Consider the following 11,160-nt stretch of genomic DNA (forward strand, 5'->3'; position numbering starts at 1 on the left):
ACGTCACCGGGGCAGAAACCTGCCTGGATCGGCCCCGCGCCGCCGGGTTCGCGTGGGGACGCTCAGTCCGCGGCGGCGGAGGCCTCGGGAGCCTCCGGGGCCGCGATGTTCTTCAGGAGGCGCTCGGCGCGCTCCAGGTCCTTCTTGCCGCCGCAGCTGCTATGCAGATCGATGGCCCGCTTGAGCAGGTCGATGCCGATCAGCAGGCGCGGCAGCCCAGGCGCCTCGCCGTCGAGGGTGGCGCGCCCGGTGGCCAGCAGCAGCTTGGCGCGCGCCTCGTCGGGCATGTCCTGCGCGGCGGTGAGTTTTTGAGTGCGCTCCAGCACCGCCAGGTCGAAGGTGCCGCCGGTCTTCTGCGCCTTGAGGGCGGCGTTGGCGATTTCCTCGGCGACCAAACAGCCGGTGGTGCGGGCAAAGCGGTCGGGCATGAGCAGCCCGTGGCGCAGCACGTACTCGGCGATGTCCAGAGCGCCGGGGTAGTCGCCGGCATCCATCCGCCAGACCATGACAGTGGTCAGCACCTCGTCCTGGGCGCCCTGCCCGGCGGACAGCACGCCCTCGACGTAGGGCGCGTAGGCCGGCAGCAGCTGACGCTTGAGTTCGGCCTTGCCCTGCTCGGACTGGATCTGCTTGAGCCGGGCGCGGTCCTGGGCGAGCTGCAGCAGCTGCAGCTCGTAGGCGGTCGCGCCGGCCATGGACTGGCCGGGAGCGGTGGCGGCGGTCTCCTGGGCGGCCCGGACCTTCTCGAAGTGGCGACGGCAAGGACTGGTCATGGCGCACCTCAGACCAGCACGATGTTTTCGGCCATCGCCGCGCAGCCGAGGTCCTCGATGACGTAGGCGTCGTTGACCGATTCGAAGTTCTCGATGCGGTCGCGCTTGGCGTTTTCGACGATGGTCCGGCGGCGGGTAGCCTCCTGCCAGTAGATCGACAGGTTGTCCAGGCGGGTGACCAGCAGGGCGTCGGCCGGGAAGTACGGCACGCGCACGGCCGGCAGGCCGCCGATGCGCTTCTGGCTGGTGACCACGTCGGCGGCCAGTTGCTCGGAGGGCGCCTGGTCCTGGTTGATGATCGGGAAGTACTTGTCGGCCAGCAGCTGGCGACCACAGATGACCACCAGTTCGGTGTCGTCCTGGTACCAGGGTTCGAGCATGTCGCCGACCAGGTCGAAGACCAGGGCATCGAGGTTCTTGTAGTTGCCGGTCGCGCCGATCTTGACCTGGCCACTGGCAGCGACCACCTCGTCGAGCACGCGGGCGGCGTTCTCGGTACGCATCTTCTGCAGCCAGCCGATGTTGACGTCCTGGCGCAGTGGGTTGGTGGCCGGGTTGGAAGTAGCCGCGTGGGAGGTGCCGTTCCAGCCGATCATGATGCGATCCAGGGCCTGGCGCTTGACGATGGCGTCGCGCACGCGGGCCTGGAAATCGGGAAACTTGGCCCAGGCGTCGAGGCGCGCATAGGTCAGGTGGGTGTCGAAGTTGGTCTGCTCGCACTCGTAGCCGCGCGGGTCGAGCGAGCTGAGGTCGGTGGTGGCGCGGTCGGTGGTGGCGGTGTTGGTGGTGCTGGCGACCGGCCCGGAGATGCCGAGGCCGATCTTCTCGCCCTTCTGCTCACGCACGCCGATCATGTTGATCATGGTCAGGAACTGGCTGGTTTCCTGGATGCGGTTTTCCAGCCGCTGCTCCACGGCGGGAGTCGCGGTGAATTTGCGGCCGACGTCGGCCACGCCGTTCAGTTTGGCGATCTTGTCCAGGTAGGCGTCGAAGAGTTCGCGGGTATCGTTGCGCATGGGGTGCTCCGGTGAATGCGGGGATCAGCAGTCGGTTTCGATGCGGTCGGTGCCGCCGGTGGCCGTCGGGCGTTGCGTCTGCTTGTGGTCCTGGGTGGTGCCGAGGCGGGCCTTCAGCTCGGTGAAGTCGGCCTTGACCTGGTTCAGCTCGGCCCGCAGGGCGGCGGTGGTCTGTTGCTCGACGGCGAAAGCCTCGGCCTGCTGCTTGACGTGCTCGGCGATAGCCTCGACGGCCTGGCCGACTTGGGCGAACTCGCCGTCGGTCTTCTCCTTGCCGCCCTTGAGCAGTTCCTGCACCCGGGCGAACAGCGCCGCGCCGATTCCCGGCTTGTCCTCGATTTCCTCGAACTCCAGCAGCGTCTCGGTGGCCACGCTGAACAGGGCGTCCGCGTGCTGCTTGCGGCCCTTGAGCGGAGAGGCGTCCGGGTGCTGTTGGGCGAAGGCCAGCATCTCGGTGCCGATGCTGGCCGGGGAGTCGGTGACGGCCAGGCCGGACAAGTAGGCGCGGCCGCTGTCGGCGAACTTCGGGGTGATCTCGATGCTGGTGAAGATCTTCTGCTTGAGCTTGTTGACCATATTGACCAGGTCGTCGGTCGGCTCGATCTGGGCGAACAGGGCCAGGCGCTTCTGGCCGTCGATCTCGACCTCCTCGGCCTTGGCCGCCAGGACGTCGCCGTAGGCGCGGAACGGACTGTCCGGCAGGGCGCTGCGGTAATGCTCCATCCAGATCCGCGCGCCGTACTTGGCGCGGTCATAGGTGGCGGCCATGTCCTCGATCCAGCTGCGCTCGATCTGGCGGCCATCGGTGGTCGCGCCCTCGACGGCGACACGGAACCAGTTGGAACGGAATTTCTTCATGCGGGGAAGTCCTCAAAGCGGGGCCGGGAGAGTGGCGATGCAGTGAGGGCATAGTCGGGAGGCACCGCCGCAGCGGCAACGACGCGGGGTTGTAGCGGGCGGCGCTACAGGGGCGGCCGGTAACGGCGGCGCGCGCGGGCGGGCAGCATCGCCGCCATGACTGCCATCGAACTCCTGCCCCTCGACACCCGCCGCCAGGCCAAATTCCTCTACTGGATGGGGTGGCGCATCTGCGAAATCGCCGAAGCCACCGGCGAGAACGAAAAGACCCTGCACACCTGGAAGAACCGCGACGAGTGGGACCGCGCGGACAACGTCGAGCGCATCGGCGGCGCTCTGGAGGCGCGGCTGGTCCAGTTGATCCTCAAGGACAACAAGACCGGCGGCGACTTCAAGGAAATCGACCTGCTGCACCGCCAGCTCGAGCGGCAGGCGCGCATCCGGCGCTACCAGGGCGGCGGCAGCGAAACCGACCTCAACCCGAACCTGGCTAAGCGCAACGAGGCGCCGAAAAAGCCGCCCAAACGCAACGAGTTCGGCGAGGAGGAAATCGAGCAGCTCACCGAGGCGTTCGTCGAGGGCTGCTTCGACTACCAGCTCGACTGGTACCGGGCCGGCAACCAGCGCACGCGCATGCTGCTGAAGTCGCGCCAGATCGGCGCGACCCACTACTTCGCCCGCGAGGCGCTGATCGACGCCATCACCACCGGGCGCAACCAGATCTTCCTCTCGGCCAGCAAGGCGCAGGCCCACCAGTTCAAGAACTACATGCAGGCCTTCATCCAGGAGGTGCTCGGCCGGCAACTGAGCGGCGACCCCATCGTGCTGTGGAACGGCGCCGAGCTGCATTTCCTCGGCACCAACTACCGCACCGCACAGGGCCGCTCCGGCAACTTCTACTTCGACGAGTTCTTCTGGGTCCACGGCTTCGACGAGCTGAACAAGGTCGCCTCGGGCATGGCCCTGCACAAGAAGTGGCGCAAGACCTATTTCTCGACCCCGTCGAGCAAGGGGCACCCGGCCTATCGCTGGTGGACCGGCGAACGCCTGAACGAGGGCAAGCCGGCAGCGGACCGGATCTCGATCGACGTGTCCCACGACGCCCTGGCCCAGGGCCGGCGGTGCGAGGACAAGATCTGGCGGCAGATCGTCACCATCCTCGACGCCGAGCAGCGCGGCTGCGACCTGTTCGACCTCGAGGAGCTGCGCTTCGAGTACAACGCCGAGCAGTTCGCCAACCTGCTGATGTGCGAGTTCGTCGACGACGGAGCGAGCATCTTCCCGCTGGCGATGCTGCAGCCGTGCATGGTCGATAGCTGGGAGGCCTGGATCGAGGACTACAAGCCGTTCGCCCTGCGCCCGTTCGGCGACCGCCAGGTGTGGGTGGGCTACGACCCGGCCGAAACCGGCGACAGCGCCGGCCTGGTGGTGGTCGCCCCACCGCTGGTCCCGGGCGGCAAGTTTCGCGTGTTAGAGCGGCATCAGTTCCGCGGCATGGACTTCGCCGCGCAAGCCGAATTCATCCGCAAGGTCACACAGCGCTATTGGGTGACCTATATCGGCATCGATACCACCGGCATGGGCACGGGCGTGGCCCAGCTGGTGCGCAGCTTCTTCCCGAACCTGACCACCTTCAGCTACTCGCCGGAGGTCAAGACCCGTCTGGTGATGAAGGCCTGGGACGTGATCCACAACGGCCGGCTGGAGTTCGACGCCGGCTGGACCGACCTCGCCAGCTCGATGATGGCGATCCGCAAGACCATGACCGCCTCGGGGCGGCAGTTCACCTACACCGCCGGGCGCAACGAGGAAACCGGCCACGCCGACCTCGCCTGGGCGCTCATGCATGCCCTGCACAACGAACCGCTGGAGGGGCAGACCGCCGCCAACACCAGCCGCATGGAGATTTTTTGATGAACGCACTCAGCCGTCTGGCCCAGGTTTTTCGCTCGCCCACCACCAGCAAGCCGGCCGCCCTGGCCGGCGGGGTCGAGGCCTTCACCTTCGGCGATCCGACGCCGGTCCTCGATGGCCGGGAAGTCCTCGACTACCTGGAATGCTGGTTCAACGGCCGCTGGTACGAGCCGCCGATCAACCTGGACGGCCTGGCCCGCTCGACCCGGGCGAGCGTCTACCTGCAGTCAGGGCTGACCTTCAAGCGCAACATGCTCAGCCGCACCTTCGTCCCCCACCGACTGCTGAGCCGGGAGGCCTTCGAGCAGTTCGCCCTGGACTGGCTGTGGTGCGGCAATGCCTACCTGGAGCGGCGGCGCTCGATGCTGGGCACCACGCTGAGCCTGCAGCCGGTGCTGGCCAAGTACATGCGCCGCGGCCAGGACCTGGACCGCTACTTCATGATCCGCGGCTGGCAGGACGAGCACGAATTCGAGGCGGGGAGCATCTGCCACATCCGCGAGGCGGACATCAACCAGGAGGTTTACGGGCTGCCGGAGTGGCTGGCGGCGCTGCAGTCGGCGCTACTCAACGAGTCGGCCACGCTGTTCCGGCGACGCTACTACCTGAACGGTAGCCATGCCGGCTTCATCCTCTACATGAGCGACGCCAGCCAGAACGAGAAGGACATCGACGACCTTCGCCAGGCGCTGCGCAGCGCCAAGGGGCCGGGCAACTTCCGCAACCTGTTCCTCTACTCGCCGAACGGCAAGAAGGACGGCGTCCAGGTGATCCCGGTCAGCGAGGTGGCGGCCAAGGACGAGTTCGGCAACATCAAGAACATCACCCGCGACGACATGCTGGCCGGGCTGCGCATTCCGCCGCAGCTGATGGGGGTGGTGCCGCAGAACGCCGGCGGCTTCGGCTCGGTAAAGGAGGCGGCGTTGGTCTACGCGGCCAACGAGCTGGAACCGATCCAGGCGCGCATGCTGGCCGTCAATGAGTGGCTCGGGGAGGAGGTGATCCGCTTCAAGCCCTATGAGCTTCCGGGCCAAGGCTGACCCACAATTTAGGCGCTTAGCGCCTAAATAATCCTTGCCATATAGGCGCATTGCGCCTATATTGAACTCCGTTGGTGGCACGCAGAGAGCCACTCGACCTGAGGGGGCTAGTCGTTGCCACCGCGGGGAACGAGATGAAGCTTTCAGATGTTGCGACCATCCGCACGAACTTCCCAGAGGCTCACTTCTGGCTAGTCCGGCGGGGCTCAGCGGAGCGATGCGGCGAGCCGGTCCGAGTGTTCAACAGCGAACACATCGGCATCCGGGTAAACCGAACCGACATCCTCCTCCCTGACTACCTCTACTACGCGATGATGCACATACATCAAAGCGGCCACTGGCAGAGGCTGGCAACCGGGACGCTGAGCCTGGTCAACATCCGTGTTTCAGACGTTCGACGCATCGAGCTGTCACCACGGTGAGTCGGGGGGCCGCAAGGCCCCCAGATCTCAGCAACTGAACAGGGGAAGCACATGAAGATCGATTTGCCGAGCATCGCCGAACAGCAAGCCTGGATATTCGAGGAGGCTACCAAGGAGGCCATTACCCAGCTCAAGACCAACCTGCAGGCGCCGCGGATCGCTCCGCAGACCGAACTGGACGAGAGCGCCTATTCCCGTGCCCACCTGCTCCGCGAGCGCGAGGGCTGGGAGGCGCCGCACCAGGACATCGTGGCAGCCTATTTCAGGCACTTCCAGAAGCACTTCCCCGAATACAACACCGACAAGAAGCTGGCTGCCCTGCTTGGCCTCAGCGGTGACCGGCGCGTGCGGGAGTTCAAGGAGGGCTCCAGAAAGGTGCCCTATGGCGTCTGGCGAGCGTTCCTGGTCATGACCGGTCGAGCACCGCAGGACGTGCTACCGGTACTGGCCTATATGGCGTAGATCGCCGCCCCTGCAACTCCAGCCGCCTACGGGCGGCTTTTCTTTGCCCGCTCGCCGGGGCTGCCTGGAGCCGGCGCGCGCAGTTATCCCCCCACGGCACCTGCGGGCTAAACCGGTCGCTTTTTCTTCACACCTTCGGAGCGGTGCAGAGCGAGGCAGGCTGTGCGCTGCGCGGGGGGCTCCATGGGCGGAAAAAACCTTCAGATCCCTTCACCGTCGGTATCTGACAGGCTGTGCGCGAATCTCCCGCATCCAGCCAGCAATAGCGCCCTCAAGCGTCTGGTATCCGACATCGAGGACACCGCAGCCAGGGCAGACCGTCCCCCACGCGCCGTCCTGTTGAACGAAGCGTGGCAGCCCTCCATCCCGACAAGCGTGCGCGGGTAATGTATCGTCGTTCACCAGGCTCCAACTGGCTAGGGCGCGGCGCTCAGACAGGCTGGCCTCGCCCCTGGATTTGCACTCAGGACAGACAACCATGTAGCGCCCGGTCGCCTGGTCATGTCGGCGCTCAGGAGCGGTACCACAACGGATGCAGGCTTCCATCAGTCGGTGGAACCTAGCGGCTCTACCTGCTCCTGCGCGTGACCTGTCACACTCACAAACTCCGCAAACCGTGACGGGTCACGCTGGGCGATATGATCGGCGGCATGAATCATCAGAGTGATGACCTCAGCTGGCTGCTCGAATCCGCCGATCAGGCAGAGTCGCTCGAGAGCGTCGGCCGTACCCTGGTAAAGCTCCAGCGGCATGACGCGACGACCGAGGCGCTTCAGACGCTCGGCCTCTCGCTTACGCTGGTCGCGCTTTCGTTCAGCAGCGCTCTTGGCCGTCATAGGCACTCTCTCCGCTCTACCAAGCTGCGAACATGGCGGACGGGGAAGCGCTGGCCGTGACCTAGATCCGGCCCTGGTAGTACGTCCTGATAGAGATCGCAGCTCATCACTGAGACTCCATCTGGTCAAAAATATCAAGCTGATCCGTCGGCTTCTGGTAACTGAGCAACGATGCTCGACGCATCTCCGCAGTGCCCAGTGGCAACACTACACCCGGTTTAGGATCGCCTGACGCGGACATTTGATGCGTCATGGTGAACTCTACCCGGACCCCCCAGCCACAGCTTTCCCAGCCGCATTGTAGATAGATGATGCGCAGGAAAATATGCACCCCTTCGCTAGTCCGAATTCGCATGCGGTTACCGCAGTGCGGGCATATGATTTTATAACCACCACCACCCTTCAAACCCACCATATTGCTCCCCATCAAATGCTGATCGCTGCAGATCGATAGCAACTCCTGCCGCAGACCTAGAACTTCGCATTGCCTGCCTCAACCTCACGTACGAACGGGTAATAAATTCCGTTGAAGTCAACCAGTCCGCCCGACACCTTCACGATGTTCATCGCAGCCTTGAAAGACGGAGCGCGCTCAAAGCGCACCCAGGAATAGACCGTGCGCCTCTTCTCCCCCAGCAGCTCAGCTGCTTGGCTGAGCGGGTCCGTCTTTGAAAGGCTGTCAATCCATGGATTGAGATCCACAAAGCGATCCTCAAAACACTATTCGTGTATAGATTGGTCGCAGACCTCCCGTTTTTCAATGGTTTTTTGGAGTAAATTACACTCAAGGTGTATATTAAACGCCGCTCATACACCCACAGCCCTAATCAAAACAGCCTCATGCGTGCACAGGGAAAACAATGTCGGACCTTCGCAAGCAAATAGCCAAGCGCCTTCGCATGCTTCGGCAAGCAAAGGAATGGACCCTCGAAGAATGCGCCCGCAGCCTGTCGAACATCTCCAGCGAAACCATTACCCCCTCGCGATACGGAAACTGGGAACAAGGCATCCGGACGCCGAAGCTCGAACAATTCGTCGAGCTTGGAACCTTATTCGGCAAGCCCCCCGCCTATATCGCCGGCCTGACCAACAATGACGGCAACGCCCCCGAAGCCGGCAACTACATCATTCCCAAGCCCACCACCATCAGCACCCGGCTCGGTCAACTGGACCTCGCCCAGGCCGACGACTCCCTGGCCATCAGCCTGGAACTACTCGCCAGCCTCGGGCTCGACCGCAACAAAGTCCTCCTGATCCGGGCAATCGACTCCAGCATGACCGGACTCATCGAGCGCGGTGACCGTGTCCTGATCGACCTGAGCGTTAGCAGCGTCACCCGTGACGACCTCTTTGCGATCTTGGTTGGCGACCGTATCCAGCTGCGCTGGATACGCCAACCTGTAACTGGCGGCTACCTTGTTCAAGCCGAGGACCGCAACAATTACCCAGACCAGTCACTATCGGCCTCGGAACTCTCGAACCTGACGATCCTTGGCCGTGCCGTGATCATCACGCAAATACGCTAATACCAAAAAAGGCCCCAATGCAGGGCCTTTTCTACTGCCAATCAATACACTTTAAGTGTAATTCAAACACAGCATAGACCGTAGGTAGTCCCCATGCCCGAACAGAACAAACCGCTCGCCACCGTCCTTTCCGGTGCTGCCACCCACTTCACCGAAGTCTCTCAAACAGCCCTGTTCCGGGAACTTACCAAGAAAGCCGCCATGGCAGCCGGGATCGAAGCGCTGGCACTGCGCATCATGGAAACGGGCGATACGGTCAGTCTGGAGCGGATCGCCGACCTGGCAACTGCGCTGACGGCTGAACTCGACCAACTCGCGGCCACCGTCCAGCAGCACAAGGCTGCACTGGAGCACTGATCCAATCCCCTCGGCATGGACAGCGACACATGCACACAGCAGCAGAAGAAATCCTCGGCGAGGACGTGATCGGCATCCCAGGGCAGAACCTAACCCAGCAGGAACTGCGCGTTCTCGTTGGCCTAGCCAACGGCGAACCCCCCAGCAAAATCGGATCTGATCTCAAGGCCGACACTATTTCCGTGCGTCACCTTGAAGCCAGCGTCAAGGCAAAGCTCGGCGCAAAAACCCATCCCCACATGATCGCCCGAGGCTTCACGCTCGGTGTGCTTATCCCTCGTGCTCTGTGCATTCTGCTGGCACTGCTCGGCGCACTGGAATCTCTTGACGTCGACGGCATGCGGCAACGAGCACCGAAGCGCATCCGGATCGCAAGTCAAAGCCGCCTTGTCAAGAAGGACAGCAGTGGGTCCTCCAGCCAGCTGTTCAGCTATATCAGCGCGACAGCGGCGGTGGCCTTCCTTTCTACATTTAGCTAAATAGCTAAATAGCGTTTCTGCTTGCACAAACTTAACCCACTCCTATACTTTATGCTAATTAGCTATTTCGCTAATTAGCAATGGAGAGGAAGGAATGGGCGATAAGATCGCGGTACTGTCACAGAAAGGCGGCCCAGGGAAAACCAGCATTGCTCGCGCCCTGGCCGTCGCTTTCGCCGGCGCCGGCTGGCAAACTGAAATCGCCGACATGGACATCGACCAAGGCACTGCCACTGCCTGGCAGCAACGGCGCCTGCGCGGAGGCTTCGAGCCAGTCATCACTGTGCGGCAGTTCGGCAACGTAGGCCAAGCGCTCAGCAAAGCAGACGGCTGCGACATGCTGATCTTCGACGGCGCCCCCCATGCAACTAAGGCAACCGCAGCTATGGCCGCAGCCGCCAATCTAGTAGTCATCCCAACCGGCCTTGCCCTTGATGACCTTGAGCCCGCCGTCACCCTAGCTAATGCCCTGCACGACCGTGAAGGAATCCAAGCCGAGCGCATCGTCTTCGTCATCAATCAGACCGGTAGCAGCACATTGGAAATCGACGAGGCCCGCGACTACCTGAGAAAGACACGTTTCGACGTGCTCGATGGCGCGATCCCAAAGAAGCCAGCATTTTCCCGCGCCCATGATATCGGCCTGTCAATGATAGAGGCTCAGTACAAAGGGCCTCGCGACCAGGCCACCCAAGTTATCCGCGCGGCAATAGCCCGCTACGAAGCCCTGGCCGCCAAATAATTAGCGATATCGCTAATTAGCGATTACCCTGCCTTGAACAGCCACACAGGAACCATGCTCATGCCAGCGAAGAACACCACCGCATCCACCAAGTCGCTGGTCAGCGCCCCGCGACCATCCGCGCGCCGCTCCGGTAAGGGTGAACCGCCGGCCTCGTCCAGCGACACCGCTGCTGTTGGTAACCACACAAGCAAGCCGGCCAGCAAGGACCTTGTCGACTTCAACTTCAAGGTACCGGCTGAATTCAAGAAGGACTTCCGCACCTTCTGCGCCACACACGGGCTTAAGGGCGTTCAATACATGATGGAAGTGATCGAGAAAGACATGCAGTCGAAGGGGTGGGCTCCTGGTAACTGAACCAGGACTCCATCGGTCACAACAGCCCCGCCTCCTCGCGCGGGGCTTTTCATTCGTGACAGGTCACAGCTCGACGAGGAAGGAGCGCACGCCCAGGCCGGCGGCAAAGCGCTCGACGGCGGTCAGGCTGGCCCAGCGGCGCAGCGGCTCGCGACGCGAACGCACCGGCAACCAGTTGACCCCGATCCGTACATGGAAGGCCCAGGCCTTGCCGTCGGTGGTTCGCCTGGCGAGGAACTCGCGCGCTGCGCCCTGGGCGATCATCAGGGCCAGGGCGTCTTCATGGATGGCCTGGCGCATAGCTAACCTTTCGCTTTCTTGGATGACTGACCGAGCCAGCTGCGCAACCGCCACCAGAACCGGCGTATGCGCCCTGGC

The 11,160-nt window shown here is 63.2% G+C and carries 16 protein-coding genes; 9 read left to right on the top strand and 7 right to left on the bottom strand.

Features of this window, described 5'->3' with window-relative positions; genetic code table 11:
• Window positions 1-62: 62 nt before the first annotated feature.
• Genes BMY22_RS16110 through BMY22_RS16120 form a run of 3 tightly spaced genes read right to left on the bottom strand, consistent with a single transcriptional unit; the run spans window position 63 to window position 2,647 of the window.
• Window positions 63-773: a phage terminase small subunit gene (locus tag BMY22_RS16110; RefSeq protein WP_090623808.1), complete on the bottom strand. Its 711-nt coding sequence runs from the start codon at window positions 771-773 to the stop codon at window positions 63-65.
• Window positions 774-781: 8 nt separating this feature from the next.
• Window positions 782-1,789 (bottom strand): phage major capsid protein, P2 family, encoded by a 1,008-nt coding sequence (locus tag BMY22_RS16115; protein WP_090623809.1) that lies wholly within the window; start codon window positions 1,787-1,789, stop codon window positions 782-784.
• A 24-nt stretch (window positions 1,790-1,813) separates the two neighbouring features.
• Window positions 1,814-2,647: a GPO family capsid scaffolding protein gene (locus BMY22_RS16120; RefSeq protein WP_090623810.1), complete on the bottom strand. Its 834-nt coding sequence runs from the start codon at window positions 2,645-2,647 to the stop codon at window positions 1,814-1,816.
• A gap of 156 nt (window positions 2,648-2,803) precedes the next feature.
• On the opposite strand from BMY22_RS16120, the gene BMY22_RS16125 reads away from it, so the two are divergent.
• From BMY22_RS16125 to BMY22_RS16140, 4 genes are all read left to right on the top strand, one after another.
• On the top strand, window positions 2,804-4,561 hold the full coding sequence (locus BMY22_RS16125) for a terminase ATPase subunit family protein (RefSeq protein ID WP_090623811.1): 1,758 nt from the start codon (window positions 2,804-2,806) through the stop codon (window positions 4,559-4,561).
• Window positions 4,561-5,601 (top strand): phage portal protein, encoded by a 1,041-nt coding sequence (locus BMY22_RS16130; protein WP_090623812.1) that lies wholly within the window; start codon window positions 4,561-4,563, stop codon window positions 5,599-5,601. Before BMY22_RS16125 ends, BMY22_RS16130 begins: the two co-directional genes overlap by 1 nt.
• A gap of 74 nt (window positions 5,602-5,675) precedes the next feature.
• Window positions 5,676-6,023, top strand: a complete 348-nt coding sequence (locus tag BMY22_RS16135) for a hypothetical protein (RefSeq protein WP_244158889.1) — start codon at window positions 5,676-5,678, stop codon at window positions 6,021-6,023.
• A 51-nt stretch (window positions 6,024-6,074) separates the two neighbouring features.
• Entirely contained in the window at window positions 6,075-6,485 is a 411-nt protein-coding gene (locus tag BMY22_RS16140; RefSeq protein ID WP_090623814.1) for a hypothetical protein, read from the top strand.
• A 545-nt stretch (window positions 6,486-7,030) separates the two neighbouring features.
• Here the strand turns inward: BMY22_RS16140 and BMY22_RS16145 are convergent.
• From BMY22_RS16145 to BMY22_RS16155, 3 genes are all read right to left on the bottom strand, one after another.
• Window positions 7,031-7,321: a troponin gene (locus BMY22_RS16145; RefSeq protein WP_208599308.1), complete on the bottom strand. Its 291-nt coding sequence runs from the start codon at window positions 7,319-7,321 to the stop codon at window positions 7,031-7,033.
• A 106-nt stretch (window positions 7,322-7,427) separates the two neighbouring features.
• On the bottom strand, window positions 7,428-7,736 hold the full coding sequence (locus BMY22_RS16150) for an Ogr/Delta-like zinc finger protein (protein WP_090623832.1): 309 nt from the start codon (window positions 7,734-7,736) through the stop codon (window positions 7,428-7,430).
• Window positions 7,737-7,792: 56 nt separating this feature from the next.
• Window positions 7,793-8,023: a MerR family transcriptional regulator gene (locus BMY22_RS16155; RefSeq protein ID WP_090623815.1), complete on the bottom strand. Its 231-nt coding sequence runs from the start codon at window positions 8,021-8,023 to the stop codon at window positions 7,793-7,795.
• Between the two features lie 158 nt (window positions 8,024-8,181).
• Between BMY22_RS16155 and BMY22_RS16160 the strand changes: the two genes are divergently transcribed.
• The 5 genes from BMY22_RS16160 (at window position 8,182) to BMY22_RS16180 (ending at window position 10,782) form a co-directional block, all read left to right on the top strand.
• Window positions 8,182-8,847 carry an XRE family transcriptional regulator gene (locus BMY22_RS16160; RefSeq protein WP_090623817.1) on the top strand — a complete coding sequence of 222 codons (666 nt, stop codon included), beginning with the start codon at window positions 8,182-8,184 and terminating at the stop codon, window positions 8,845-8,847.
• 93 nt (window positions 8,848-8,940) lie between these two features.
• On the top strand, window positions 8,941-9,204 hold the full coding sequence (locus BMY22_RS16165; protein WP_090623818.1) for a hypothetical protein: 264 nt from the start codon (window positions 8,941-8,943) through the stop codon (window positions 9,202-9,204).
• Window positions 9,205-9,233: 29 nt separating this feature from the next.
• Window positions 9,234-9,683 (top strand): hypothetical protein, encoded by a 450-nt coding sequence (locus BMY22_RS16170; protein WP_090623820.1) that lies wholly within the window; start codon window positions 9,234-9,236, stop codon window positions 9,681-9,683.
• Window positions 9,684-9,777: 94 nt separating this feature from the next.
• The gene (locus tag BMY22_RS16175) at window positions 9,778-10,425 is read left to right on the top strand and encodes a ParA family protein (protein WP_090623821.1); all 648 of its coding nucleotides are present in this window, start codon (window positions 9,778-9,780) and stop codon (window positions 10,423-10,425) included.
• Window positions 10,426-10,485: 60 nt separating this feature from the next.
• A complete protein-coding gene (locus BMY22_RS16180) occupies window positions 10,486-10,782 on the top strand; it encodes a hypothetical protein (RefSeq protein ID WP_090623823.1) in 297 nt (98 codons plus the stop codon).
• Window positions 10,783-10,845: 63 nt separating this feature from the next.
• Here the strand turns inward: BMY22_RS16180 and BMY22_RS16185 are convergent.
• Window positions 10,846-11,160, bottom strand: a 315-nt coding sequence (locus tag BMY22_RS16185; protein WP_425265977.1) for a hypothetical protein, incomplete at its 5' end; no start/stop codon positions are given.

This window comes from Azotobacter beijerinckii (assembly GCF_900110885.1).
Classification (GTDB): domain Bacteria; phylum Pseudomonadota; class Gammaproteobacteria; order Pseudomonadales; family Pseudomonadaceae; genus Azotobacter; species Azotobacter beijerinckii.